The organism is Bradyrhizobium sp. LTSPM299 (assembly GCF_000938235.1).
Taxonomy (GTDB): Bacteria; Pseudomonadota; Alphaproteobacteria; order Rhizobiales; family Xanthobacteraceae; genus Bradyrhizobium.
In genome coordinates this window covers 342,532-367,666 of record NZ_JYMU01000085.1, presented here as the reverse complement: position 1 = coordinate 367,666, position 25,135 = coordinate 342,532, and the positions used below count along the sequence as shown (strand labels likewise).

Below are 25,135 nucleotides of genomic sequence, written 5' to 3'. Positions count from 1 at the left end.
CGCCGGGAGTTCTTCCCCCATTCGGGGGGTACCCCCCGTAACGAAAGTGTACGATCTCTGTTGGCGTGAGGGAAGCGCCGGGCGTCATTTGGGCGAAGCTACCCGCAGAGAGCCGAAGCAAGCTTATGTCCACCAGGAACGCACGCTTGGGTTTCGCACGAATAATTGACCACCCGGACAAGCGAACCAGGTCCAAGCCAAGAGCCATGGTTGACGATGATTCCCAAAGAAAACTGCAGTTTGGCCCCTTTGAGCTTTCGAGCAAGGAGAGGGTGCTGCGGCGCGACGGTGTGGTGTTGCCCCTTGGCAGCAGGGCCCTTGATATCCTGATCTATCTTGCCGGGCGTCCGGGTGAGGTGATCGCAAAGCAGGAACTGATCGATCACGTCTGGTCGGACGTGACCGTCGAGGAGGGGAGCATCCGGGTCCACGTGGCCGCTATCCGCAAGGCCCTTGGTGACGGCCAGTTTGGCAACCGATACATCGCCAACATCAAGGGACGAGGCTACTCATTCGTCGGCACCGTTGTCGCCCTCGATGGCGGCACGGAAAGCAGGAAGGACAAGCCCCGACACCAAGGCAGGCTCCCGGTGCGGCCGGTTGTGATGGTCGGGCGTGAAGCGTTCGTCAGCGAGGTTAGCAACAAGCTCCGGGATGAGCGGTTCGTAACACTGCTAGGCCCCGGCGGGATTGGCAAGACGACCATTGCCCTGGTTGTTGGCCGTGCCGCAGCCGAGGAGTTTGGCGGGGACGTCTATTTTGTTGATCTGGGAAGCGTGACCGATCGGCATCATGTCACGGAGGCTGTCGCGACATCCCTGGGATTTGCGCTCAAATCGAAAGATCCCGATCTACAGCTGGTCGACCGCGTTCGTTCGCAAAAGCTTCTTATCATTCTCGATAGCTGTGAGCACGTGATCGAGACCGTCGCGTTGCTTGCCGAGCAACTCTACCAGGAAACGGAGCAGGTCTATCTCCTGGCGACGAGTCGCGAATTGCTGAAAGTAGAGGGCGAGCATTGTTGCCGGGTCCTTCCCCTTGATGTTCCACCAGACGGCTCGGAGCAGACGGCACATGCCGTGCTTCGATATCCGGCGGCACAGTTGTTCGTACGGCGCGTCGCGGCGAGGGCGGGAAGCGTCGTTCTCACCGACGAGGAGGCGCCGCTTGTCGCGGAAATATGCCGAAAGCTCGATGGCATACCGCTGGCAATTGAGCTGGCAGCGGGTCAGGTGGCGGCCCTCGGCCTCAAGAACACGGCTTCCCGCCTGGTGTCTCGGCTGGAATTGCTGAAACTAAGCCATCGGACCGCCGTTTCCAGACATCGGACCCTCAAGGCGACCTTGGATTGGAGCTACGATCTGTTGTCCGACGCAGAGAGGATTGTCCTTCGACGGATCGCTCCTTTCGTCGGCCATTTCACCCTAGAGGGTGCGCGGTCTGTCGCAGGTGAAGTCGGCGGAGTCGACGGAGAGATATTTGACGCGATCGCCGGCCTGGCTGAGAAGTCATTGATAGTAACCCGGATCGATGAAGCGCAGCCGCAGTATCGGTTGCTGGACACGACCAGGGCGTACGCGCTCGAAAAACTGGAGGAGCATAACGAGTTCGATCCGATCTCCCGGCGGCATGCGGAATACGTCATCCAGCAGCTCGAATCACAAAAGGAGAAGCTATCGGCTCGAACAAGGGCTGAAAGAGTTGCGGCCTATTCCTGGCAACTCAGCAATGTCCGGTCGGCGCTGGAATGGAGTTTTGGATCGCACGGCAACGACGAGATCGCGACAAGATTTGCGGCCGCTTCAGCGCCGCTATTTATGGATCTGGGGCTATTGATCGAATGGCAGGCATGGGCAGAGCGGGCGTTAGCCCGGCTGGGAAACCAGCATAAAAACGCCCGCCAGGGCCTTGTGCGCGAACTCATGCTTTTGACCGGACTGTTCATGTCCTCGAGTTGGACATCCGACACTCACCTCGCGCTCGATGTCGCGACGCGAAGCCAAAAAGTGGCTTTGAAAACCCAAGATCCCGACGGCATGGCACACGTTGAGTCGATGCTGGGATACGCCAATCATTTGGCGGGAAGGCATTCTGTTGCACAGGGACATTTCGAAGCCGGCCTGCGCCGCTTAACACCCGGCTCGCGCCTGCGCGCTGGACACCAATTGTTTCATCCCGCCAGCGCCTTGCTTGTCGGCATGACGCGCTCCCTGTTTTACAGGGGGATACTCGATCAATCATTGGACTACGCACGGTTCGCGATAGAGGAAGGAGAAAAATCCGGTCTTCCATCGATATTGGGCCGATGCCTGATCCTGCTCCTCCCCGTCTATCTGGCGCTGGATGATTGGCAGAGGTCGGAGCACTACATCGCGCAATTGACCGACCTTTCCGCAACTCACTCCCTGAAGATATACCATGCGATTGCAACCGGCTTGCGAGGCAAGTGGTTTCTTCTTCAGAGCAACGTTCGCGATGGCATTCCGTTATTGAAGAGGTCGTCGGAAGAGCTTGAGGCTCAAGGTGATGAAATGCTGAATATGGGTTTTGTCAGCGATCTCGCCGAAGGTCTTGCTGCTTCTGGCCAGCACGAGGAGGCGTTGACGCTGGTGGTGAATGCCCTTGATTTCCAGCAACGGGGCGGAAAACTCCTGAACGTGCCCGACCTGATGAACGCGAAAGGCCTCATCCTGGCATCCAGGTCGGCCGAGGACTATCCCGAAGCAGAAAGAAGCCTGTTGTCATCGATCGAGTGGGCAAGAGGTCAGTCCGCTCCCTTGTTTGAGCTGAAGGCTGCGACGGACCTCGCGGAGCTATTGCTGAAACAGGGGCGTGTGCCTGAAGCCTACAAGCATCTCCGCGCGGCTCTTGATCGAACACCAGCCGGGATACTATCTCGCGATCACAAGCGCGCCCTGCAAATCCTCAACCAGCTCCAATCCGGCACCACGGCCGTCGGCTAAAGCGGACGCGTTCGATGACTGTATGCCGTCTACGCAGGCGGATTCAAATTCCCGCATTCCCATACAAGCCCTACGTCCGCGCTTGGGTGCAAATTGTGGCAGGATTGGCCACAGCAGGGTTTGAATGCAATGGGCAGACTGGTTGCGGATATCATCGTTGAAGTCCTGCAGAATGCGGGCGTCAAGCATTGTTACGGGATCGTGGGCGACACGCTCAACCTGATCGCTCGCTCGCTCGAAAAAAGCGAAATCGAGTGGGTGTCGATGAGACACGAAGAGGCGGGAGCGTTCGCCGCGCAGGCGGAGGCGCAGGTCGCGGATCGCCTGACGGCAGTTGCCGGCAGCTGCGGCCCCGGAAGTCTGCATTTCATCAACGGGATATACGAGGCCAATCGCAATCGTGCGCCCGTTATCCTGATCGCAAGTCAAATCATTCGCGACGAATTGGGCTTCGATTTCATCCAGGAGGTCGATTTCAAGCAGGTCTACAGGGACTGCAGCGTCTTCTGCGACATGATCCATACGCCGGAACAGGCGCGCCGCAAGACCGTGATCGCCTGCCAAACCGCCCTGGCGAAACGCGGTGTTGCCGTCCTGATTGTGCCGGCGGATATCTCCGCCTCGGTGGTGGATGATAACATCCCCTACGCGGTGCATGTCGCCAGGCCCGTGACGCGGCCGAACGACGCCGATCTCGCCGAGATCGCAGAAATTCTCAACGGAAGCGAAAATGTCGTGCTGTACGGCGGGTCGGGCTGCCAGGGCGCGCATCAGGAGATTCTCGCGGTTGCCAACAAGCTGAAGGCGCCGATCGCGCATACGTCGCGGGCAAAGGACTTCCTCGAGTATGACAATCCATACAACATCGGAATGACCGGAATGCTCGGCAATGAGGCCGGCTACCATGCCTTGCTGGACTGCGATGCGTTACTGATGCTGGGCGCGGACTTTGCCTGGCGGCAGTTTTACCCGAACAAGGCAAAGATCGTGCAGGTCGATATTGACCCCACTCATCTTGGGCGACGTCATCCGATCACGAAGGGTGTTATCGGCGATGTGAAGGCGACGATGGAGGCGTTGCTGCCGATGCTGGTTGAGCGCACCGATGCCTCGTTCCGGAGCGCCTACGTCAAGCGTTACACGAAGTATCGGGAGTCCGAACAGGCTAAAGTCGCTGCCGGCCATGATGGCAGTATTCCCGGAAGCTATCTGACAAAGGTCATCAACCGCCACGCGGCGAAGGATGCGTTGTTCACGGCCGACGACGGTACCCCGGCCGCCTGGGCCTACCGCCATATCGACGCGAACGGTCAGCGCCGCATTTTCGCGAGTCTGCTGCATGGAACGATGGCCAACGGCATGCCGGGAGCCATTGGGCTCCAGAAGGCGGAGCCTGGGCGACAAGTCGTGTGCTTGGCAGGCGATGGTGGAATTTCGATGTTGTTCGGAGACCTGATGACGGTCGTCGGACAGGAGCTGCCCATCAAGATTGCCGTCTATGACAACGGCAAGCTTGGCTTTGTGGAGATCGAGCAAAAGGCAGAGGGGATGCTCGATACCTTTACGAAGTTGAAGAATCCGAACTTCGCAGGAGTTGCGCGCGCGTTAGGTCTCTGGGGCCAGACAGTTTCGGATGCGGACCAGCTCGAAGCCGCTGTGAAGGATTGGCTGGCGCAACCGGGGCCAGCACTTCTGCACGTGCACGTCAACCCGATGCAGCTCGTCATGCCACCATTCATGCAGGTAGAGCCGGCGATCGGGATGGCGCTTTATTCGACTCGCGCCATCTTGCATGGCCGGGGAGGCGACGTCTGGGAAATGGTGAAGGAGAATTTCCTCTAAAGAGGCTCGGCTATCCCAGTGAGGGCAGCGGCAGCTATCGGTGGTGCCCTTAGCTGGATATTTTATGGTTGTCGGAAGCGCTCTTGCTGCGCAGGCAAGCTGTCGGCGAAAAAGATACCGCCTGTCACAGCTTCGATGCATTAACGATGAAGATTCGATATGCGCGCGTTGTCGCTCGCCCAACGTTGCGCTGCCAATGTCGTGACTGAGGTGGTGAGCTTTGGCTTCCGAGCGATGATCTAGCCGCCGCCTAAGGGCTTGCCGCCGAGCGCGTGGGTCGCGCGGAGGGCACTGGCGAGCAAGGATTTCACCTGCTCGCTCGCAGGCTCCGTCTTCATGGAGCCCCGGGTGCCGGCCAGGCTCAAGGTAAACCGAAGGTCGCCGTTCCAATCGACGACCGGTGCCGCGATCGAGACATAGCCGCTCAGGTCGGCGCGGACGATGGCCGTGTAACCCTTTCGTCTGAGCTCGCGAATCGCATCCTCGGTGAATTTCCCGACATCGGCCTTGCCGCCGAACACCGTTTCCCACTCCTGTTCGATCAGAGGTGCCGTCAGGCCCGTCGGCATGCGGGCCGCGTAGATCTTTCCTGCCGCGGACGTCAGCATCGGGATGAGGCCGGTCCGAAATTCAAACGCGCCGCGTTGATCTCCGTCCTGCTTGAACAGGCTGATCGGGCCGTCGTCGGTCCATGTGGTGACGGCGGCACTTCGCCTGGTCGTGTCACGCAAATTGGTCACCTCGCGCCGGACGATCTCAAAGCCGTCGATCTGCTGTATCGCGCTGACGCCAAGGGAGAGGGCCGCGGGCCCCAGGCGGTAATAGCCCGCCTTTTCATCCGCCGCGGCGAGCCCGATTCGCACGAGGCTGACCAGATAATTGTTCGCGGCGCTGGCTGATAGTCCGGCCGGCGACGCGATCTCCTTCAGCGCCATTGCCTGCGGGCTCTTCTGCAGAACGCTGAGGATACGAAAAGCAATCTCAACCGACTGAATGCCCCGACGAGGCTTCTTTTCCTGCATCTGCTTCTATCGACCGGTCCGGTGATTCTGAGATCAAGATTGACACAAAAGGATGATCGCTCCAGTATACAACAATAGCATATGCATTCAACTATATTAAATAACTTCGTTCGACGCAATCGAGATGACTTTGCTGGCGGCCACCAACAAGGATGCTCATCATGAAGTTTGGTGTTTTCGATCAGAACGACCGCTCCGGGCTTCCGCTGGCGGAGCAGTACGAAAAGCGGCTTGCACTCGCCGAGCTCTACGATCGGCTGGGTTTCCACTGCTTCCACATGAGCGAGCATCACGGCACATCGCTGAGCATGACCCCGTCGCCAAGCGTCTGGATGGCGGCCCTGACGCAACGGACCAAGCGACTGAGGCTCTGTCCGCTGGTTTATCTGCTACCGACCTACCATCCCGCGCGTCTGTTCGAGGAGATCTGCATTCTCGATCACCTGAGCGGAGGCCGGTTCGAGTTCGGGATGGGTCGCGGAGCCTCTCCACACGAGCTCGATGCGCTCGGCATTGAATCGGCCAAGGCTGCCAGGATGTATGCCGAAGCTTTCGACACGATCCGGCGTTGCTTCGCCCAGGAGTCGGTCACGACATCGGGCGAATTCTGGAGCCTGAAGGACTACGTGACGGAAATGAAGCCGCTGCAGCGGCCGCACCCTCCGATGTGGTATGCCGTTGGCTCGCCCGACTCTGTGGTCTGGCCAGCACGCAACGGGTTGAATGTGGTCTGCGGCGGCGCGGTCTCGCGCGTGCGTGCGATTTCGGACCGCTACCGCGAGGAGGCGGCCGCTGCCGGACTTCAGGGCGGTACTCCGCTCATCGGGGCCAATCGCTATATCATCGTCGGCGGCACCGACCAGGAGGCGCATGACATCGGCCGTAGGGCATGGCCGGCCTTCTATGAGAACTTCATCAAGCTCTGGCGCAAGCACGGCACGGAGCCGGTCAACTTGAAGCTGCCACCGGGCTTCGACCAGCTCGTCGAGTCCGGGCACGCCATCGCGGGGTCGGCCAGAACGGTCACGCAGATCCTGGCAGATCAGGTCTCGCGCGGAGGCCTGAACTACGTCATCGGAAGCTTCATGTTCGGGACGATGGCGCATGCGGAAGCAACGGCGTCGGTTCGCAGCTTCGCCGACGAGGTCATGCCTGCAGTGCAGCTGGCCGAAGCGACGGCAGCATAACAGCGTAGACGCGGAACGCATGGGAGGTCGAAATGCAGGTCATCAGGTTCGAACAGACAGACTCGGTTGGTCACATTGTTCTGGCCAATCCGCCAAAGAACCTTATTGCATCAGCGTTCTCGGATGCCCTGAAGCGCGCCGTGCATGACGCCGGCGAAAGCGATATCCGGGCATTGCTGGTCAGGGCAGAGGGCCCCAATTTCAGCCAGGGAGGCGACGTCCTCGACTTCCTGGAGAAGGACACCAACCAGTTCCGGACTTTCATCGGCGAATGCAATCAGTCGTTCCGCGCGATCGAGGCGCTGCAGATTCCGACGGTTGCCGCCGTCCGTGGCGCAGCGTTCGGGGGCGCCTTTGAACTTGCCCTGGCGTGCGATTTCATTGTTGTGGCCGAAGACGCAGTGTTTCGCTGCATCGAGGCTTCGGTCGGGTCCGCGCCGGTTGCCGGCGCGGTGCAAAGATTGGCGGAACGGATCGGCCGCTCGCGCGCCGCGCACTACGCAATGCTTTGCGAGCCGATGTCGGGCGCCACTGCCGGGCAACTGGGGATCGCCAGTTATGTGGTGCCGGTGCACGAGGTCGAGGCGACCGCGCTGAAGTTCGCGCAGGATCTGTCGATAGGACCGACGCGGTCCTATGCGGCGATAAGAACCCTGCTGAAGGCCTGGTCGGGTGGTGGCGTTCCGTCCGCCGACTCCGTGATTCTGGATGTCACCATGGCGCTCCACAGCTCTGAAGATGCAAGACGCGGCCGCACCGCCAGAGCCGAGGCCATAAGGCGTGGAATTGAGCCGGCGAAGATCGTCTTCACCGGCCGATAATGTGACCGGGAGAGAGTGGGCGGAAAACGGTGCGGGACTTTAACGACCTCCAGTTCTTTGCGGCCGTCGTCCTCAATCGCGGATTCTCGGCGGCCGCTCGTGTGCTCGGGGTGCCCAAATCGCGCGTCAGCCGCCGGGTCGCCTTGTTGGAGGAACGGCTCGGCGTGCGGCTGCTCGATCGCACCACGCGAGGCCTCGGCCTGACCGACGTCGGCCAGCAGGTCTTCGAGCATGCGCGGGCTGCGGTCATCGAGGCTGAAGCCGCCGAGGAGGTTGCGCTTCGAATGCAGAGCGAGCCTCGCGGGCTGGTCCGATTGAGCTGCCCGCTTGGACTTCAAGGTGCGATTGCCGATCCGCTACCCGGCTTCCTTGCTGCCCACCCACACCTGCGTATTCAATGCATCGCAACCAATCGCCTGGTCGACTTGATTCACGAAGGAGTCGATGTTGCGATCCGCGTTCGGGAACGCCTCGATACCGACGCCGATATGCAGGTGAAGCGGATCGGTGTCAGCCGGCGCATCCTGGTAGCGAGCCCGGATTTGCTGGCGAGGACAGGGGTTCCGATGCTGCCGGCCGACCTTGCCAATTTCCCTCTGCTGCATCAGGACGAGCAGAGCGGCGGTACCTGGCAGCTGACGGCCGACAACGGTGAAACCAGCAGCGTGCCGGTCGAGCCTCGCCTTGCCAGCGGCAGCTTCGACATTTTGATGGCGGCTGCGCGCCAAGGCGCCGGGATTACGCTGCTGCCGGTCAGGTATTGCCAGGACGCCCTTGCAGCCGGTGCACTCGTCCGCGTGTTGCCCGAATGGAGCGGCACCGAGGGCATCCTGCATCTCGTCTTTGCCTCGCGGCGCGGCATGTTGCCGAGCGTTCGGGCGGTGATCGATTTCGTTGCGGACGCCCTGAGATCGTCGGCTGTCTCCTAGAGCCCGGTCGGGCGTTCACCAGATAGAACGGCGTGTCCGCAATCTGCTGTCTAATCAAGCCGTGCCTTGAGCGCCATAACCATGGCCGAAACGGACAATCATCGAGTCCGAACCCGAGGCACGGTTATGCTGCAACTTCGATCCAAGGAAACGCTCGATCACGGTGATCGCGGCTGGCTCAAGGCACGCCATCACTTCGTGGTGTCGGCTGACGGCAACAAGGCCAATAGCGCCCTCGGTGCCCTGGTGGTCTGGAACGACGACGAGATCGCGCCCGGCGCAGGCTTTGGCCGCCACTCCCATGCCGACATGGAGATCGTGACCTATGTCCGGCAGGGCGCGGTAACCCACGAAGACAGTGCCGGCAATGTCGGCCGAACCGTGGCTGGCGACGTTCAGGTCATCAGCGCCGGAACCGGGATCAGTCATTCCGAGCACAACCGCGACCAGGACCCCCTCAAGCTCTTCCAGATCTGGTTGCTGCCCCGCCATCGCGGCGGCACGCCGCGCTGGGACAGCCGCAAATTCCCCAAGGCGGATCGCGCCGGACGCCTTATCGAGCTCGCGAGTGGAGATCCGGAGAATTCCGAGACTCTCACGATCCGTGCCGATGCGCGGATCCTCGGCGCCACGCTCCTTGCCGGGACGACTCTGACCCATGCGACGTCTCGATTTCGGCACAGCTATCTCGCTCCCGCCCAGGGCGTGATCCTCGTCAACGGGCAGCGGGTTGCTGCCGGTGACGGCATCGCCGCCATCGACGAGCCCGCACTCATCATCACGGCCGAGGAGCATGCTGAATTCATTCTCGTCGATGCCGCCTGACCTCGCACACCAGCAAAGGAATAAACCCATGGACGCTATCCGCTATCTTCCGTTTCTTGGCCGTCTGTTGATCGGCCTTCCGTTTGCCATGAGCGGCCTTGGCAAGCTCGCCGCTTACGGTCAGACGACCGCAATGATTGCCGCCGTGGGTCTGCCGGTCCCGCCGTTGGCCTATGCTGTGGCTGTCATCGTTGAGCTTGGCGGCGGCCTTCTGCTCATCGCAGGTTATCAGACGCGCCTTGTCGGAACTGCGCTGGCCTTGTTCTCGATCGCGACGGCGGTGTCGTTCCACAGCAACTTCGCGGACCAGAATCAGATGATCCACTTCCTCAAGAACGTGATGATGGCCGGCGGCCTGCTTCAGATATCCGCATTCGGCGCGGGCGCGTTCAGTCTCGACAACCGCAGTTCCGGGCGACACGCGGCCGTTGCGTCAGCCCGCTAGCGAGCCTCGACTCCGCTTTATCAAGGCTCCTGGACGCGCCGTCTATCAGAGCTTCAAGGGCCTCGTTCCGATGAAGGTGGAACGGGGCTCTTGATTTCTGCTTGACGCTGTTTTCTCGCGCGTAGGTCCGGCCTTTGCCTGCGCGGATTGTCTCACCGGTAGAACGAGGCGTTCCACGAGAGTGTGGGATTATACTTTACGATCGTAAAGTAAAATGCCATGGTCCGTTCAATCGAGCGGGAGGCTTGCCTTCGATCTTCTCGACAAATTCAGTCGCCCACCAAGGGCGGCGCGAACATCCGGGGTGAAACGATGATCGAGGAACGCGACATCACCGTCGTCATGCGGGACGGCACGCGGCTTGTGGTCGACGTCTACCGCCCGGACGCCGCTGCCAAGTACCCCGTGTTGTATGCGTCAGCGCTGCACAACAAGGACATCCAGGGGCCAGACATCGCGGATATCCTGCCGCCGCAACCGGCGCACGCACCGCTCTGGTTCGGTCCGATCGAGGCGGGGGACACGCGGCGCTTCATCGCCAATGGTTATGTCCATGTGATCGCGCAGCCGAGGGGCTCTGCCAAGTCGGAAGGGCACTATGGCCACGAGGACACGGACCACTACGACCTGATCGAATGGATCACGCAGCAGCCCTGGTCGGACGGCAAGGTCGGGATGGTCGGCATCTCCGGCTATGCCGGTGAACAATGGCGCGCCGCAGCCCAAGGACATCCGGCGCTGAAGGCTATCTTCCCCTATGACGCCTGCAGCGCCTATGGCGGCATGTTCGGCTTCAGGGATTTCAATCCAGGCGGCGTGCTGCACAGCTTCCCCTATCTGCTCGACGTCTTCAGCACGGTTCACGAGTCCCGCGACCGTCCCGGCGAGCTTCCTGCCGCAGAGGAAGAGCTCTGGCGTCGGGCCATGAAGAATCCGGACTTCAAGCAGTACATCAATCTCTACAACATCCTCACGCAGAAGGGGCAGCGGACGTTCATCATGTATCTCATGATGACCCACCCCTGGGAGTTCGACGGCACCGTCGAACGCGCGGAGGAAACCTTCAAGAAGATCAAAATCCCATTCTACACCGGCTCGGGCGCTTATGCGTATACCTACAAGCTCCATTGGCTCGGTGCGCAGCACTACTTTCAGAACGTCGATGCCCCGAAGAAATTGCTATTCACGGGGCCGGCTCACCTCGAGCGTCCGTTCCATCAATATCACGACGAGATTATCCGTTGGTACGACCATTGGCTGAAGGGGCACGACACCGGCATCATGGACGAACCGCCCGTGCGCTACTGGCTCATGGGTGCCAACGAGTGGCGGACCGGAGCGGCTTGGCCGCTGCCGGAAACGCAGTGGACGAAATACTATCTTTCGCATTGGGAGACGCTGTCGACCGAGCCGCCGCGGCCTGCCTCCGAGGTTGGCGCCGCGGCACGCGAGCCTGACGTCTTCACGCAGATGCCGGTGACGCGGACGACAAAGGTCGAGCGCCTGCGCTACATGACCGATCTGTTGCCGCAGGACGTCACCGTCGCCGGCCCGATCACGCTCACGCTCTACGCGGCGATTGATCGGGACGACACCAACTGGATCATCGTGCTCAAGGACGTCGGGCCGGACGTTTCCGTTCGCACTGCGCGCGAGGGCGAAAGGGATGTCCCGACGTCGTTGCCCGAGCGCGAACTGACGCGAGGCTGGCTGAAGGCGTCGTACCGGGCGCTCGATGAGAAGCGCTCTAAGCCCTGGGAGCCATTCCACAGGCTTACGCAGAATGCCATTGCTCCCGTCAAGCCGGGCGAAGTGGTTGAGTATCAGATCCAGATTCTGGCGACCGCGAACCAGTTCAAGGCGGGCCATCGGATCTGCGTCGACATCACGTCCATGGATGTGCCGACCGGCACCGGCGCCATGACCAACGTCGAATACATTCCCTACCACGTCTGCAGCAGCACGACCGTCACCCACCGGGTCTACCGCGACGCGGAGCGCCCCTCGCATCTGCTGCTGCCGATCATCCCCGAGCCCACCAACCGGCGTCCAGTCTGACCCTGCATAGGAGCACGTGCTGCAATGACGACAGTCCGATTTAAACGAGACGGCGCCATAGGAAATATTGTGCTGGCCGATCCGCCCTTCAACCGGGTCGACTTGCACTTCGCGGAGACCTTGCGAACCGCCGTGCACGAGGCCAGCGTCAGCGACATCCGCGTGCTGGTGGTCCGCGCCGAGGGGCCTCATTTCAGCTTTGGCGGCGAAGTGCGGGAATGGCCGGGCAAGGACATCAACTGGTTCAGGACATTTGTCGCCGACGTGAACGTGTCCTATCGTGCGATCGAGGCGCTGAAGGTCCCGACGGTCGCCGTGGTGCAGGGGATTGCCTTCGGCGGAGGTTTCGAGCTGGCGTTGGCATGTGATTTTCTCGTCGCGGCCGAGAATGCGACCTTTCGCTGCGTCGAGGTGACGACGGCAATGCTGCCGATCGCTGGTGCCCTGCAGCGGATCGCCGAGCGTGCCGGCCGGGCGCACGCATCACGCTTTGCCATGCTCGGTGAGCCGATCTCCGGGCGCGAAGCAGGCGTACTTGGAATTGCGACACATGTGGTGCCAGAGAACGAGCTGTCCACGACTGCGGTGGCATTGGTCCGGCAACTCGCGACAGGGCCAACCAGGTCTTATGCCGCGACGCGCACCTTGCTCAAGGCGTGGTCAAGCGGAGGCGTCGCCGCCGCGGACCTCGTGATGCTCGACGTCGCGATGGAGCTTTACGACGGTCCAGATGCACAGCGCGGCTTTGCGAACACCGCGAAAGCCTTCGACAAGGATATCGAGCCGCCGCCACTCGTCTTCGAAGGTAAATAGATCGCCTGCGCGGACATCTGTCCGCGCGAGGTCGAAGAGTATCTCTACCGACACCCCGATATCCGCGATGTTCAGGTATTTGGTGTGCCTGACGCGAGGTATGGCGAAGAACTCTGTGCCTGAATTATTTCGAAATCCGGTGCCGCGCTCGACGAGGAGAGTGTGCGCAGATTCTGCCAGGACCGCATCTCGCACTACAATATCCCGCGGCATATCCGGTTCGTGGAGGGCTTTCCGTCCACTGTGACCGGCAAGGTTCATAGGTTCGCGATGCGTGCGGCGATGATCGAGGAATTTGCGCGCGCGGCGAAAGTCAGCGCGTAGGTAACGCATGGGAAGGCGCCAATGAGGCGCCCCCGCCGGTTGGGCTCATGCCGGCCCATCCTATACTCCGCGTGGAGTTTGATAGGAAGTTATGCTAGTCGAAGACCAAATGGTGAAGAAAACGAGGCTGGCGGCCGAGCGTCGCGGCCGTCCGCGCAAGAGAGCCGAGCAACAACGTTCGATCGAGACGCGAGCCTCGATCCTCGATGCCGCTATCGCGGAATTCGCTGAGCGAGGGTTCGAAGCAGCCAGTATTCGTGCCATCGCCGATCGGCTCGGCCTGCAACACCCGTTGATCACCTATCACTATCGCAGCAAGGACATCCTGTGGCGGGCGGCAGCCGAGCATGCCTTCGCGCAGATTCGCGCCCAGTGGGATATCTCGGCGCCCGAAGGATCCGATTTGTCACCGCTGGCGCGGCTCCGTCAGGAATACACGACCCTTTTCCGATACACGGTCGCGTTTCCTGAATTCCATCGATTCATGCGGCAGGAGACGTTGTCGAACAGTCCACGGCTGAAATGGGTGGCTGACGCGGTGTTGGCTCCGCTGCTCGGGCGACTGCTGCCGCAGATCGTGGAGGCTCAGAGACAAGGCTTCCTCCCCGCCGTCGATCCCATCCTTTTCCACTATATGATGGTCAGCCTCACCGCGACGCTTTCCGAATTTGGTCCTGAAATGCAGGTGACGAGCGGACTATCGTCCGAGGACCCGAGGGTCGTCGAGGCGTATTGGCGCCTCGTCGAGGAAATTGTTTTCGGGAAAGGGCTTAAGGGCAACGGAAGCGTACACAAGCGCTGATGGTGTCCCAACGAATGACGCCAGGATGTGCAGGGGATGCCAGTCGAGACCGGTCACAACACGGATGCCCTAAGCGGCGAATTTGGACTGGGTGAACTGGGTCAGCACGTCGGTCGCGCTTCGCCGACGGCCGTTCCTGCAGGATGTATTTGGCGAACAGCGCGCCCTGCGCGACATCGACCGGGTCGAACGGAATGATCCAGGGGGATCAGAATGTGCCGGGATAGGCGCCGCCATCGATCAGGATGTTCTGCCCGGTGATGTAGCCGGCCTGCGCGGAGCACAGGAACGCGCAGGTTGCGCCAAACTCGTCGGGATGGCCGAACCGCTTGGTCGGATTGGCGGTGCGGATCTCTTCCGTGACCTCGGCGACGCCACGCGAGGCGTTCTTCGCCAGCGCCGCGAGGTTTGATTTGAGCCGGTCGGTGTCGAACGTGCCGGGCAGCAGGTTGTTGACGGTCACATTGTGCTCTGCGACCGACCGCGCGAGCCCGGCGACGAAGCCGGTGAGGCCGGTGCGCGCGCCGTTCGAGAGCGCGAGCATCGCGACCGGCGCCTTCACCGCGTGCGACGTCACGTTGACGATGCGGCCGAACCTGCGGGCGATCATCCCGTCAAGCGTCGCCTTGATCAGTGCGATCGGGGCCAGCATGTTGCCGTCGAGCGCCTTGATCCAGTCGTCGCGCTCGAATTTGCGGAAGTCGCCGGGCGGCGGCCCGCCGGCATTGGTGACGAGAATGTCGGGGGCGGGGCATGCGGCAAGCAGCGCGTTGCGGCCGTCACTGGTCGTCACGTCGGCGACAACGGCCATCGGCCGGTTCCCGGTGGCGGATGCGATCTCATCGGCGGCGCTCTCCAGCACCTCGCGGCGGCGCGCCGCAATGACGAGATCGACACCTTCGCGTGCTAGCGCCATCGCGCTCGCCTTGCCGAGCCCCTGGCTCGCCGCGCATACGATCGCTTTGCGGCCGCTCAATCCCAGATCCATGTGCCCTCGTTGAATGCCGCGTCGCCTGGTGGCGCGCGATGCCGTGGTCAGTTGTTGGGAAGCGCCATGCCGGCGGGCTTGGAGCCCCACATGCAGAAGCTGGTCGGCTCGAAACCGAACTGTCGCGGCCGATGCGTCGCCTCATCCTCGATCTCGTCGACGCCGACGGAATATTCGAAGATCATGCCGTCCGGTCCCTTGAAGTAGAGGAAGCGGGCGCCCGATGTCGGGTGACGGCCCGGGCCGAACACGATCGGCACACGCTTCTCGTTGAGGAGATAGTAGGAGCGCAGCACGTCGTCGCTGCTTTCGACCTGATGGTTGATGTGCTGGATGCCGGCGCGCGGCGCGCGCACCAACGCGATGGTGTGGTGAATGGCGTTGACGCGCATCAGGGGGATATCGCCGATGCGGTCACTGACCCGGGCGTTGCAGACCTGGGTCCAGAACCGCTCGTCCCGCGCCGGATCGGTCGAATTCAGTCCGATATGGCTGAAGCCGGTGATCCCGGCGTCGCGGCTGGCAAAATAGCGGCGGCCCGCGCGCTCCGGCCGCGCCACGAGTTCGACGTGATTTCCGGTCGGATCGCGGAAGCCGATAAAGGCCTTCACCTTGCGTTGCTCGGCCTCCTGCGCGGTGCCGGCATGGACGGGGTGGCCGAGCGATTCCAGTGTGGCTGCGGCATCCTGCAGGCTCGCCTCGTCCTCGACCTCGAAGCCGACCGTCTGGTTGTTCGGATCGCCTTCCGAATAGCACAGCGTATGGGCGCGCGCGTCGGAGCGCAGATAGAGGTCCTTGCTGCCGCGCTCGGCAATCTGCAGGCCGAGGCAGGCGGTGGCGAAATGCTCCGCCGATTCCAGGTCGGGCGAACCGAGACGGACGTAGCTGACATCCCTAAGCTGGATCATGTGAGGTCTCCATGTTGTGGTCAGCCGGGCGCGCCCAGTTCGGGCACGTCCTTGCTTTCGCTGCCCCAGTCGCACAGCGATGTCGCGATGAGCGGGAATTGCCGCGCCAGCCGCGGCTTGTCGCCAATTTCGGCCATGCCGTTGACGTAGGACAAGATCAGGCCGTCCGGCCCCTCGACGTGCAGGAATATCTGCCGGGATGCCGGTTCGCGGCCTGGGCCTTGCACGATCTTGATCTGGCTTTCCTGCATGAAATAGCTGTTCTGCATGATCTGATCGAGCGCTTCGACCTCGAAGGCCGCGTAGAGCAGGCCATTGCGTTTCGAGGGGTAGAGCGCGATGCGGTGATGCATCCCGTCGATCCGCAGATAGGCGATGTTGCCGACCCAGTCGCTGACCTCGGCGCCGAGCGCCTTCCAGAAGGCGAGATCGCGGATATGATCGGTAGTGCGAAGGCCGACGCCATGGAATTGCACAATGCCGGCGTCGCGGGGCGGGAAATAGCGCCGGCCGCTGCGGCGGGGGCGCACCACGAGGTCGATCCGGTTCCGGGAGGCGTCCTCCGCGAGCAGGGCGGACTGCACGTGGCGGCGACGGCATTCCGCCGGCGTGGCTTCCTTGGCCGTAAAGCCGAGATCGCGCAGCCGCGCGCCGATCTGCTCCAGCGCCTTATCGTCCCAGACCTCGACACCGATGCTCGCATCATCGGCCGGATTCTTGCCGAGGCTCACCGTGCGAAACCGGTCGTCGGAGCGGAACGCGATCTCGCCGTCGTCATCGGCCACACGCTGCAGGCCGAAAACGTCGGACACGAAGCGCGCGCTGGCGTTCGGGTCGTTTGCCGCGAGGCGAACGTAGCAGACCGAATTGATCAGCGGTGTCGCATGGCCGTTGTTCATCGTGCCCGCGCCTTCGGATGTTGCGCTTCGAGGAAGATCTTGATCATGCGCCGCCACACCGCGAACAGTTCATCGAACCATTTCGGGTCATTGTCCCAAAGTGTGCGCAGCGCCATGCCGCGGACCAGGCTGAGCGTCAGCGCAACGATGTCGGCCGCCAGCGACGGTGCCACGCCGCTCGCGGCGAGCGCCTCGGTCCAGGCCGTCTCGACCGGTCGGCGGGCCTTGCGGGAGATCTCGAGGATCTGCTTGCGTACGGCGTCATCGGTCGAGGTCGAGAGCACGATGTCGATTGCCACCATGAAATGCTCGCTGAAGAAGAATTCGCGGGCGTCCTCGATCACGGCCTCGATCAGGTCGCGCGGCCGGTTGACGGCGGCGGCGCGGCGGCGGCTGAGGACCTGCGCCTGCTCGAACACATATTCCAGCGTGGCGACGACCAGCGAATCCTTGGTCGGGAAGTGATGCAACTGCGCGCCGCGCGACAGGCCCGCTTCGGCGGCGACATCGGCGGTGCGGAAGCGGGCATAGCCGCGGCGGCGGATCAGGTTCGCGGCCGCTTTCAGGATCTGCGTGCGGGTGGCCTCGGTGCGTTCGGCCTGGGTCCGCCGGCGCGGCGGGGCGAGCGCGCGGCGCGCGGATTTCCGTGGAGCGGTGTCGGGACGGCTTGCCATGTCAAACCTCGATCTGAACCTTCCCGTCAACGATGCTGACGGGGTATGTTTTCAACGGAATCTCGCAGGGCATACCGGTCGGCGCGCCGGTAGTGACGTCGAACGTGCCGAAGTGAAAGGTGCACTCCACGATCTTGCCGTTGAGCATGCCTTCCAGCGACAGCGACGCCTCGCCATGTGTGCACATGTCGGCGGTGGCATAGATATGGTCCTCGACGCGGTAGAGCGCGACGTTGGAGCCATCGGGCAGGGGGGCCTGCCTGATCTCGCCTTCGACCACCTCGTCGGCGGCGCAGAGGACGATTGTCTCAGCCATTGCGATCATCCTACAGCATGGTGCTGCCGCCGTTCACGCTGATGACCTGGCCGGTCACGAACGAGGCTTCGGCGGAGGCGAGGTAGGAGACCATGGATGCGACTTCCTCCATTTCGGCCGGACGGCCCATGGGGATGACGCTGACGAATTTGGCGGCGAGCTCCGGATGGCTCTTGGTGATCGCGACCATCTGCGGCGTGTTGACCGCGCAGGGTGCCACCGTGTTGACGGTGATGCCGTCCTTGGCGAATTCGCGTGCCATGCCGGTGGTCAATCCGTGCACGCCGCCCTTGGCGGCGTTGTAGGCGGCGTGATCCCACAGGCCATTGCGCACGGAATCCGCGCCGAGATTGACGATGCGGCCGTATCGCTGCGCCCGCATCCTGGGAACGGCGTACCAGGAACACCACAGCACAGTCCACAGATTGCGGTCGATCGTGGTCTTCAGCGTCTCCGGTGAATGCTCTGCGAACGCCTTGATGATGCCGCCGCCGGCATTGTTGACGAGGATGTCGAGGCGGCCGAAGACTTCGGTTGCTAGATTGATCGTCTTCTCGGCGGTGGCCTGATCGGAGAGATCGCCGGTGTGGCTTGCGACGTCGGCGCCGAATTCCTTCTTGAGATGCGCAGATGCCTGCCTCAATCCGGCTTCGTCGAGATCGGCAATCACGAGCTTGGCACCGTCCCGCGCCAGCCGTTCGGCGATGGCTAGGCCGATGCCTTTGGCAGCGCCGGTGACGATGGCAATGTTGTTGTGAAGCTTCCTGTCCATGTCCGTCTTGCCGTTAGAGGATGATACTGACGCGGCCCTGCGTGCGCAGCCCGTCGCTGTCGAGCAGGCAGCGCTTTTCCTTGATGCGCAGGCGGCTATTCTCGGCCACCAGGCGGTAGCGGTTGCTGCCGAAATAGGTGTCGGTCACGCTGTCCTTGGTGCGGTAGGTGATGAAGGACGATCCGACCTCGATCTCGTCGTCGCTGCGGTTCCGGATCCGGACATTGCTGACGAGATGGCGGGTACGCGAATGCGGAAATTCGGCATGCGCGGTCCGCTTCATCAGCCGCTTGACGCGCTCGGAGAGGCGGAAACGGTCGTCGGCGACATAGAACAGCTTCTTGTCCGGTGAAGAGTCGGGCGCAACGTCGGTCGACGGCACGTAGTAGATCCCGTCTTCCGTGAACAGTTCGAGCCACTCGGGCAGCCGCCATTCGTCGAGCAGGTCGGCCTCGGTGAAGAGGAAGTCCTCGATGTCGGCGCGTGAGATGTTTTGCATGATCACCTCCGCGTCAAACCGAGGCCTGGAACACGTGCCTGTTCCAGTTCGACCAGAATGCTCGCATCTGCAACTCGTCGTCATAGGCCGGTGTCGCCTTGCCCATGCCCTTGGAGATGTCATTCCACTGTGCATCGGCCGAGTTGCGGAAGCCGCGCTGGCACTGCTCCAGCGCTTCGACGTCGTCAGGGGTAGCAAAACCGCCGGGGCCGAGGAATTCGAGGAAATTGTACAGGCGATATTTGCGCGCCCAGTCGGTTTCCTCCAGCGGCGCCAGTGCCCAGGCGCTGATGTTCATGAAGTCGGGAGCCTGCGGATAATAGGTGCGGATCGTCACCGCCATGATGTCGTTGACGACGAGGTTGGGAAATATGAAGAGGTTGCGGTTGTAGAGCGCGATGCGCTTGGCGCGCTCCTCGCCGTAACGCCGCACCAGGCCCTGATAAAGGCGGTCGATCTCCGTCTTGCCGTCCTCGCCCCACATCGGGACCCATTGCGCGACCGGGCGGCCCCACGGCGCCTTGTATTCGAGCACCGCGTGGCCGTTGCCGAGATCGCGTGCCGCACCATCCAGCGGCACCGGCGCAAGCCCGCCCGTAGTGGCCTTCAAATAGTCGAAATAGGTCGCGTGCGTGGTCAGCGCGTGATAGCCGTCGATCGAGTTCTCGGTCAGTAGCTTCCAGTTGGCCCGCATGGAGTATTCCTGCGTGCCGCCGACGATGGTCATGCCGGTCTCGGCCTGGTCGGCGATGACGTCGAGATATTCCTTCGCCGCGCCGAGATAGTCGTCGAGGCTTTCAGCGTTGCGGTCGAAGCAGATGAAGTTGAAGTCGCGATAGCCCTCGAAGCGGGCGACCTGCTGCATATTGGAGGTGCTGCGCTCCTTGAAGTCGGGGGCGTAGGAGGACTCGCCGGGCTGGCTGCGCAGCGTGCCGTCGAGGCCGAACACCCAACCGTGGTAGAAACACTGGAACGACTTGGCGTTGCCGCGCTTCTCACGGCAGACCTGCGCGCCGCGGTGCGGACAGGTGTTGAGCATCGCACGCAGCGTGCCCTTGGCATCGCGCGCGAACAGGATGGTGCGGCCGCCGACCTGGCGGGTGACGAAATCACCCGGCTTCGGAACCTCGGAGCTATGGCCGAGATAGAGCCAGCATTTGTCGAAGATTTGTGCACGTTCGGCTTCGAGGATATCAGGATCGACAAAGGCCTGACGCGAGACCTTGAAGATCTGCTTCGCCTCATCGACCATGAGCGCGGTGTTCATTCGCTGGAACGCGTTCATTGCTATATCTCCCTCAAATGTTCTTTGTTCTTCATTTTAGTGCGGCCCGCAGGTCATAGGCCGATGATTCCAGGTCTGAGCAGGCCGGGCGCTTACAGGCCGCAATGACCCGCCGCAGCATCGCCATGTCCTTGGCCGAATTGACCGACAGTGCACCGACGACGTCAGTGCCGCGAATCGCGATGACCGAGAATTTGCCCGATGCAACGTCGCCGCGGAGGATGTGGTCGCTGTCGAGCATATCGCCGGCGACCTGGATGTTGAGGTCGTACTGGTCGGTCCAGAACCACGGCGGGTCGTTGTAATCCCTGGGCTCGCCGATCATGTTGGCGGCGACCGCGATCGCCTGGTTCTGCGCATTGGCCCAGGTCTCGACCCGGATGGCGCGGCCGTGACAGCGGCTCCACTGCAACGCCGCGTCGCCGGCGCAGAACACGTCGGGCGCTGCCGTTCGGCCGCAGGCATCGACCGCGATCCCGCCCGCGGCGGGCAGGCCGAGCCGCTCGGCGACGGTGGCGACCGGCTCGACGCCGATGCCGACCAGCACGAGATCGGCGGCAATCTCCGTGCCGTCGCTGAGCCGCATGCCATCAGACGTGGCGCCGCTCACGGTGGCGCCCAGCCTGAACGCGACGCCATGGCTGCGATGCTTTGCTGCGACGAGGTCGCTGACGATGGAAGGGAACGCGCGCGCGAGCAGGCGCTGCTCACTCTCGATCACGGTGACGTGGCAGCCATGTTTGGCGGCCGCGCAGGCCGCCTCCAGCCCGATCACGCCGCCGCCGACAATGACGATGCGCGATTTGTCCTGGATCGATCTGCGAAAGCGCAGCGCGTCCTCGACATTGCGCAGGTACTGTACCTCGAGCCCGGAGTTCTCGATCTGGGTGAGGCGGCGAGGCCGGGTGCCGGTCGCGACCAGTAGTCGGTCGAAAGCGAAGACGCGGCCATCTGATGTCGCGACTGTGCGGCGGTCGGCGTCGCAATCGGTCACGGGAGCGCCGGTCTCCAATCTGACGTTAAGATCGCTCCAGCCACCGGCCTGTTTGATGTAGGCCACGGGCTTGTCGGCGGCTGCAAGCATCTCCTTTGAGAGCTGCGGCCGCTCGTAGGGCGGGTGGGGCTCTTCGCCGAGCATCGTGATCGCGCCCTGAAAGCCGCGTGCGCGCAAGGCCTCGGCGGCGCGTCCACCGGCCTGGCCCGCGCCTGCAATCACGATATGTCGAGGCTGGGTCGACACGTTCCGCCTTCGCTCCCTGATGCCCTTGCAATTCGGCGGTGCGGGATCCGCGAGGCCGTCGCAATGATTGTTTCGATTGCATCGAAGTTAAAAACAGTCCAACCTGATTGTAAAGAGATATCGCGCGGCACGGCCTTCTGGCCCAGCCGCCGCGGTGCATAACAATGCCAGAGGAAGCGTGCTGTGGCCGAGGCCATCGATACCCATACCCACTTCGTCCCGCGCAGCATTCCGGCGGAACCGGGGCGCAATCCGCTATGGCCGTCGATCGAGTTGTGGGGCAGCGATGGCGCCGCCGCAGTGATGGTCGGCGGAAAGGTGTTTCGCGTCATCGATTCCCGAAGCTGGGACGCAGGCCGCCGCATAGACGACATGGCGATCGACGATGTCGATGTGCAGGTGATTTCGCCGATGCCGGAACTGCTGTCGCACTGGTTTCCGGCTGCGGACGCGGATTCGCTCTGTCGTCACATCAATGAGGGAATCGCGTCGCTTTGCGGCGCGCATCCGCGTCATTTCATCGGTATCGGGATGGTGCCGATGCAGGACCCGTCGCTTGCGGCAAAACGTCTCGGCGAGGTCAAGGCGCTCGGCCTCACCGGAATCGAGATTGGAACCCACATCAACAGCATCCCGCTCGGCGACACCAGGCTCGACGAGGTCTATGCGGCGGCGGAGCAGGCCGAGCTGCTAGTGATGATCCATCCGCTGCACCCGCTCGGCCTCGACCGCATGGGCGGCCGGCCGGAGCTCGCGGCGGTCGCCGCATTTCCGCTCGAGACGGCATTTGCGGCGGTGTCGCTGATGACCAACGGGGTCACCGAGCGCTTTCCGAAACTGCGCATCCTGCTTAGCCATGGCGGCGGCGCGCTGTCCTGGATCCTGCCGCGGTTGCGGCATGCGCGCACCATCGGACCGCCGCTGGATAGCTTGTTTCCGCGGGATCCGAGCGAGATGGTCAAGGCCTTCTATTACGACAGCATCCTCTATGACCGCGAAGCGCTGGCATATCTGGTCGCCAAGGTCGGCAAGGACCGCATCGTCGTCGGATCGGACTATCCGTTCACCATCAAGCAGGATCGTCCCGCGGCGTTTGCGGAGGAAACGCTCGGCATCGCACGCGAGACCTTCGCCGCCAACGCGCGCCGCATGCTCGGCGTCGACGCCGGAGTATCATCGTGAAGGACGGCTCGATGACCGAGGCCAATCTTGCCATGTGTTACTCCTACCGCCAGTTCTGCTCGCTCGGGCCGTTGCCGCCGCGCACGCCGGCGCGGCCGGATCCGCAGGTGCCGCGCGACCGCAAGCTCGGGCCGTGCACGCACGGCAAGATCGGCGCGTTCTATTTCTTCCAGGACGGCTCGGAGGACGATCCCGCCTTCGGCTTCTGCGACATCGAACTGTCGGTCCAGCAGGTCGCTCCCGGCAAGGTGCGGCTTGAACTCTACTGCATTGCCGACGGTTACCAGAGCCTTCGCGGTGTCGGCGCGCGTTATCCGCTGGAGATTGCGGTCATGGCAAAGGATCGCGTGCTTGGCGTGGCCGACTGGCACTTCGCCGACGTGTTCTGCGGCCATGCCGATCCGATGAACTTTGCCGCTGACCTTGATATCGCTGACGAATTGTTCGCGCGGATCGACCGCATCGAACTGGTGGAAACCAGGGGCGAGGCGAGGCCGTGCGAATGATGCCGGCGTGCGGCGGAAATTTGTGGAGCGCGGTATTGCGACATAAGAAACAGGATAGACTGCTTGTAAGTTGCAAACGCGTAGGCTAGCGTTCGGCCAGCCACAAGACTTGCAGGCAAGCGGGCGATGGCGACAGGGAAGAGAAGCGTTGCGGGAGACTTCATCATGCTCGGGCTGATGATGGATGCGCCATTGCTGACGACGGGCATCCTCAACTATGCCGCAGTCGCGCACGGCGAGACGCAGGTCGTGTCGCGCTGCGTCGACGGCAGCATTTTCCGTTACGGCTACTCGGATGCGCTTGCTCGTTGCCGTAAACTCTCGGCCGCGCTGCTGTCGCTGGGTCTGAGGCCGGGCGATCGCGTCGGCTCGCTGCTGTGGAACACGCACCATCATTTCGAACTGTTCTACGGCGCGACCGGTGAGGGCCTCGTACTGCACACCATCAATCCGCGGCTGTTCGACGACACGCTTGTCACCATTATCAATCATGCGGAAGACCGCTGGATCGTGGTCGACGCCGCTACCTTGCCGCTCGCCGAGCGGCTGGCGCCGCGGCTTTCGACGATTGAAGGCTATATCTATGCCGACAAGAGCGAAGACCTGCCCGACAGCACGCTGCCGAACCTGATCTCCTACGAGGTGCTGCTGCAATCGCAGCGCGACGATCATCAATGGCCGGAGTTCGAGGAACGGTCGGCCAGCATTATGTGCTACACGTCAGGCACGACCGGCGACCCCAAGGGCGTCGTCTATTCGCATCGCTCGATCGTGCTGGCGTCGCTGTTCATGAGCATGGCCGACATGGTCGGCGTTTTCCGGCCCGGCGAGCTCGAAGCCGTCATGCCGATCGCCCCGCTGTTCCACGCCAATGGCTGGATGATGCCGTTCACGGCGCCGATGAGCGGCCAGAAGCTGGTGCTGCCCGGACGTAATTTCGAGCCCGCGATGCTCTGCGAGCTGATCGCAGCCGAAGGCGTCACCGCGTGCGCGGCGGTGCCGACGGTCTGGCTTGGCATTATCCAGTATCTGAAGGAAACGGCGACCGCGGTCCCGTCACTGCGAGCGGCGCTGGTGGCCGGCACCAAGGCACCGAAGCCGATGGTCGAGGACCTCGAACGTCGCGGCATCGCGGTCGGTCAGGTCTGGGGCATGACGGAGGCCGCCGGCGGCGTCCGCGGGACGCCGGCGCCTGATACCGCAAGGCTCGGCAAGGATGAGCAGCTCGATCGAAAATTGCGGCAGGGGCGGATGGGCTACGGCACGGAGCTGCGTATCGTCGGCGACGACGGTGCGCCGCTGCCGCACGATGGACGGACCCAAGGGCATCTCGAGGCGCGCGGGCCATGCATCGCATCCGGCTACTACAGACACGCGAGCGAGAATGCGTCCGGCTGGCTGACCACCGGCGACGTCGCGCGCATCCATCGCGACGGCACCATCGAGATCGTCGACCGCTCCAAGGACGTCATCAAGTCGGGCGGCGAATGGATTTCCAGCATCACGGTGGAGCAGGCGGCGATGGAGCATCCAGCGCTGGCGCTTGCGGCTGTGGTCGGCGTCTCGCATCCGCGCTGGCAGGAGCGGCCGTTGCTGTTCGCCACGCTGAAGCCGGGCAGCGCGGCCTCGCGCGACCAGGTGATCGACCATCTCGCGGCACGGCTGCCGAAATGGTGGCTGCCTGACGACGTGATCTTCGTCAACGCGTTGCCGATGACGGCGACGGGGAAAATACGCAAGGCCGAACTGCGCGACGCGATTGCAAGCGGCGCCTACGGCGCGCTCGCGTTGCCGGAGGTCGCGATCTCGGCAACGGGGCGGTGAATAGACAAAAG

At 62.6% G+C, this 25,135-nt stretch carries 25 protein-coding genes; 15 read left to right on the top strand and 10 right to left on the bottom strand.

What is annotated here, in order from left to right; translation table 11 throughout:
- Window positions 1–206 precede the first annotated feature (206 nt).
- Window positions 207–2,963, top strand: a complete 2,757-nt coding sequence (locus UP10_RS37405; protein ID WP_197087002.1) for an ATP-binding protein — start codon at window positions 207–209, stop codon at window positions 2,961–2,963.
- Window positions 2,964–3,092: 129 nt separating this feature from the next.
- The gene (locus tag UP10_RS37400) at window positions 3,093–4,805 is read left to right on the top strand and encodes a thiamine pyrophosphate-dependent enzyme (protein ID WP_044592129.1); all 1,713 of its coding nucleotides are present in this window, start codon (window positions 3,093–3,095) and stop codon (window positions 4,803–4,805) included.
- A gap of 239 nt (window positions 4,806–5,044) precedes the next feature.
- Here UP10_RS37400 and UP10_RS37395 read toward each other — a convergent pair whose 3' ends face one another.
- The gene (locus UP10_RS37395) at window positions 5,045–5,827 is read right to left on the bottom strand and encodes an IclR family transcriptional regulator (protein ID WP_044592128.1); all 783 of its coding nucleotides are present in this window, start codon (window positions 5,825–5,827) and stop codon (window positions 5,045–5,047) included.
- 161 nt (window positions 5,828–5,988) lie between these two features.
- Between UP10_RS37395 and UP10_RS37390 the strand changes: the two genes are divergently transcribed.
- The 10 genes from UP10_RS37390 to UP10_RS37355 all read left to right on the top strand — a co-directional run bounded on the left by UP10_RS37390 (window position 5,989) and on the right by UP10_RS37355 (window position 14,031).
- Window positions 5,989–7,014: an LLM class flavin-dependent oxidoreductase gene (locus tag UP10_RS37390; protein ID WP_044592293.1), complete on the top strand. Its 1,026-nt coding sequence runs from the start codon at window positions 5,989–5,991 to the stop codon at window positions 7,012–7,014.
- A 32-nt stretch (window positions 7,015–7,046) separates the two neighbouring features.
- Entirely contained in the window at window positions 7,047–7,835 is a 789-nt protein-coding gene (locus tag UP10_RS37385; protein WP_044592127.1) for an enoyl-CoA hydratase/isomerase family protein, read from the top strand.
- Between the two features lie 29 nt (window positions 7,836–7,864).
- Entirely contained in the window at window positions 7,865–8,764 is a 900-nt protein-coding gene (locus tag UP10_RS37380) for a LysR family transcriptional regulator (RefSeq protein WP_044592126.1), read from the top strand.
- 126 nt (window positions 8,765–8,890) lie between these two features.
- The gene (locus UP10_RS37375; protein WP_044592125.1) at window positions 8,891–9,589 is read left to right on the top strand and encodes a pirin family protein; all 699 of its coding nucleotides are present in this window, start codon (window positions 8,891–8,893) and stop codon (window positions 9,587–9,589) included.
- 28 nt (window positions 9,590–9,617) lie between these two features.
- On the top strand, window positions 9,618–10,034 hold the full coding sequence (locus tag UP10_RS37370) for a DoxX family protein (RefSeq protein WP_044592124.1): 417 nt from the start codon (window positions 9,618–9,620) through the stop codon (window positions 10,032–10,034).
- A gap of 312 nt (window positions 10,035–10,346) precedes the next feature.
- The gene (locus tag UP10_RS37365; protein ID WP_044592123.1) at window positions 10,347–12,092 is read left to right on the top strand and encodes a CocE/NonD family hydrolase; all 1,746 of its coding nucleotides are present in this window, start codon (window positions 10,347–10,349) and stop codon (window positions 12,090–12,092) included.
- Window positions 12,093–12,116: 24 nt separating this feature from the next.
- Window positions 12,117–12,905, top strand: a complete 789-nt coding sequence (locus UP10_RS37360) for an enoyl-CoA hydratase/isomerase family protein (protein WP_044592122.1) — start codon at window positions 12,117–12,119, stop codon at window positions 12,903–12,905.
- Entirely contained in the window at window positions 12,906–13,028 is a 123-nt protein-coding gene (locus UP10_RS46435) for an AMP-binding enzyme (RefSeq protein ID WP_197087006.1), read from the top strand.
- Window positions 13,029–13,067: 39 nt separating this feature from the next.
- Window positions 13,068–13,229, top strand: coding sequence for a hypothetical protein (locus UP10_RS45560; protein WP_197087000.1), 162 nt, complete (start codon window positions 13,068–13,070; stop codon window positions 13,227–13,229).
- A gap of 109 nt (window positions 13,230–13,338) precedes the next feature.
- Window positions 13,339–14,031: a TetR/AcrR family transcriptional regulator gene (locus tag UP10_RS37355; protein ID WP_044592121.1), complete on the top strand. Its 693-nt coding sequence runs from the start codon at window positions 13,339–13,341 to the stop codon at window positions 14,029–14,031.
- 208 nt (window positions 14,032–14,239) lie between these two features.
- Here UP10_RS37355 and UP10_RS37350 read toward each other — a convergent pair whose 3' ends face one another.
- Genes UP10_RS37350 through UP10_RS37310 form a run of 9 tightly spaced genes read right to left on the bottom strand, consistent with a single transcriptional unit; the run spans window position 14,240 to window position 21,612 of the window.
- Entirely contained in the window at window positions 14,240–15,019 is a 780-nt protein-coding gene (locus tag UP10_RS37350) for an SDR family oxidoreductase (protein ID WP_044592120.1), read from the bottom strand.
- 47 nt (window positions 15,020–15,066) lie between these two features.
- Entirely contained in the window at window positions 15,067–15,927 is an 861-nt protein-coding gene (locus UP10_RS37345; RefSeq protein ID WP_044592119.1) for a VOC family protein, read from the bottom strand.
- Between the two features lie 20 nt (window positions 15,928–15,947).
- Complete coding sequence (locus tag UP10_RS37340; protein ID WP_044592118.1) at window positions 15,948–16,826, bottom strand: VOC family protein; 879 nt, start codon at window positions 16,824–16,826, stop codon at window positions 15,948–15,950.
- Window positions 16,823–17,500: a TetR/AcrR family transcriptional regulator gene (locus tag UP10_RS37335; protein ID WP_050044013.1), complete on the bottom strand. Its 678-nt coding sequence runs from the start codon at window positions 17,498–17,500 to the stop codon at window positions 16,823–16,825. Before UP10_RS37335 ends, UP10_RS37340 begins: the two co-directional genes overlap by 4 nt.
- Before the next feature lies 1 nt (window position 17,501).
- Window positions 17,502–17,816, bottom strand: coding sequence for a non-heme iron oxygenase ferredoxin subunit (locus UP10_RS37330; protein WP_044592291.1), 315 nt, complete (start codon window positions 17,814–17,816; stop codon window positions 17,502–17,504).
- A 10-nt stretch (window positions 17,817–17,826) separates the two neighbouring features.
- Window positions 17,827–18,588: an SDR family NAD(P)-dependent oxidoreductase gene (locus tag UP10_RS37325; protein ID WP_044592117.1), complete on the bottom strand. Its 762-nt coding sequence runs from the start codon at window positions 18,586–18,588 to the stop codon at window positions 17,827–17,829.
- A gap of 13 nt (window positions 18,589–18,601) precedes the next feature.
- Entirely contained in the window at window positions 18,602–19,087 is a 486-nt protein-coding gene (locus UP10_RS37320) for an aromatic-ring-hydroxylating dioxygenase subunit beta (RefSeq protein WP_044592290.1), read from the bottom strand.
- A 13-nt stretch (window positions 19,088–19,100) separates the two neighbouring features.
- The gene (locus UP10_RS37315) at window positions 19,101–20,372 is read right to left on the bottom strand and encodes an aromatic ring-hydroxylating oxygenase subunit alpha (RefSeq protein ID WP_044592116.1); all 1,272 of its coding nucleotides are present in this window, start codon (window positions 20,370–20,372) and stop codon (window positions 19,101–19,103) included.
- 31 nt (window positions 20,373–20,403) lie between these two features.
- The gene (locus UP10_RS37310; protein ID WP_050044011.1) at window positions 20,404–21,612 is read right to left on the bottom strand and encodes an NAD(P)/FAD-dependent oxidoreductase; all 1,209 of its coding nucleotides are present in this window, start codon (window positions 21,610–21,612) and stop codon (window positions 20,404–20,406) included.
- A gap of 183 nt (window positions 21,613–21,795) precedes the next feature.
- Here UP10_RS37310 and UP10_RS37305 point away from each other — a divergent pair, with 183 nt between their 5' ends.
- The 3 genes from UP10_RS37305 (at window position 21,796) to UP10_RS37295 (ending at window position 25,124) form a co-directional block, all read left to right on the top strand.
- Window positions 21,796–22,794: an amidohydrolase family protein gene (locus tag UP10_RS37305; protein ID WP_050044010.1), complete on the top strand. Its 999-nt coding sequence runs from the start codon at window positions 21,796–21,798 to the stop codon at window positions 22,792–22,794.
- Window positions 22,791–23,300, top strand: coding sequence for a hypothetical protein (locus tag UP10_RS37300; protein ID WP_044592115.1), 510 nt, complete (start codon window positions 22,791–22,793; stop codon window positions 23,298–23,300). Before UP10_RS37305 ends, UP10_RS37300 begins: the two co-directional genes overlap by 4 nt.
- 165 nt (window positions 23,301–23,465) lie before the next feature.
- A complete protein-coding gene (locus tag UP10_RS37295) occupies window positions 23,466–25,124 on the top strand; it encodes a long-chain-fatty-acid--CoA ligase (RefSeq protein ID WP_044592114.1) in 1,659 nt (552 codons plus the stop codon).
- The last annotated feature ends 11 nt before the right edge of the window (window positions 25,125–25,135 follow it).

Bases quoted from the DNA above. Each gene is read 5' to 3' on its own strand.
- UP10_RS37395 (WP_044592128.1), bottom strand. From the start codon at position 5,827: ATGCAGGAAAAGAAGCCTCGTCGGGGCATTCAGTCGGTTGAGATTGCT.
- UP10_RS37360 (WP_044592122.1), top strand. From the start codon at position 12,117: ATGACGACAGTCCGATTTAAACGAGACGGCGCCATAGGAAATATTGTG.
- UP10_RS37340 (WP_044592118.1), bottom strand. From the start codon at position 16,826: ATGAACAACGGCCATGCGACACCGCTGATCAATTCGGTCTGCTACGTT.
- UP10_RS37365 (WP_044592123.1), top strand. From the start codon at position 10,347: ATGATCGAGGAACGCGACATCACCGTCGTCATGCGGGACGGCACGCGG.
- UP10_RS37325 (WP_044592117.1), bottom strand. From the start codon at position 18,588: ATGGACAGGAAGCTTCACAACAACATTGCCATCGTCACCGGCGCTGCC.
- UP10_RS37320 (WP_044592290.1), bottom strand. From the start codon at position 19,087: ATGCAAAACATCTCACGCGCCGACATCGAGGACTTCCTCTTCACCGAG.
- UP10_RS37330 (WP_044592291.1), bottom strand. From the start codon at position 17,816: ATGGCTGAGACAATCGTCCTCTGCGCCGCCGACGAGGTGGTCGAAGGC.
- UP10_RS37405 (WP_197087002.1), top strand. From the start codon at position 207: ATGGTTGACGATGATTCCCAAAGAAAACTGCAGTTTGGCCCCTTTGAG.
- UP10_RS37390 (WP_044592293.1), top strand. From the start codon at position 5,989: ATGAAGTTTGGTGTTTTCGATCAGAACGACCGCTCCGGGCTTCCGCTG.
- UP10_RS37315 (WP_044592116.1), bottom strand. From the start codon at position 20,372: ATGAACGCGTTCCAGCGAATGAACACCGCGCTCATGGTCGATGAGGCG.
- UP10_RS37375 (WP_044592125.1), top strand. From the start codon at position 8,891: ATGCTGCAACTTCGATCCAAGGAAACGCTCGATCACGGTGATCGCGGC.
- UP10_RS37370 (WP_044592124.1), top strand. From the start codon at position 9,618: ATGGACGCTATCCGCTATCTTCCGTTTCTTGGCCGTCTGTTGATCGGC.
- UP10_RS37345 (WP_044592119.1), bottom strand. From the start codon at position 15,927: ATGATCCAGCTTAGGGATGTCAGCTACGTCCGTCTCGGTTCGCCCGAC.
- UP10_RS37400 (WP_044592129.1), top strand. From the start codon at position 3,093: ATGGGCAGACTGGTTGCGGATATCATCGTTGAAGTCCTGCAGAATGCG.
- UP10_RS37335 (WP_050044013.1), bottom strand. From the start codon at position 17,500: ATGGCAAGCCGTCCCGACACCGCTCCACGGAAATCCGCGCGCCGCGCG.
- UP10_RS37350 (WP_044592120.1), bottom strand. From the start codon at position 15,019: ATGGATCTGGGATTGAGCGGCCGCAAAGCGATCGTATGCGCGGCGAGC.
- UP10_RS37355 (WP_044592121.1), top strand. From the start codon at position 13,339: ATGGTGAAGAAAACGAGGCTGGCGGCCGAGCGTCGCGGCCGTCCGCGC.
- UP10_RS37295 (WP_044592114.1), top strand. From the start codon at position 23,466: ATGCTCGGGCTGATGATGGATGCGCCATTGCTGACGACGGGCATCCTC.
- UP10_RS37385 (WP_044592127.1), top strand. From the start codon at position 7,047: ATGCAGGTCATCAGGTTCGAACAGACAGACTCGGTTGGTCACATTGTT.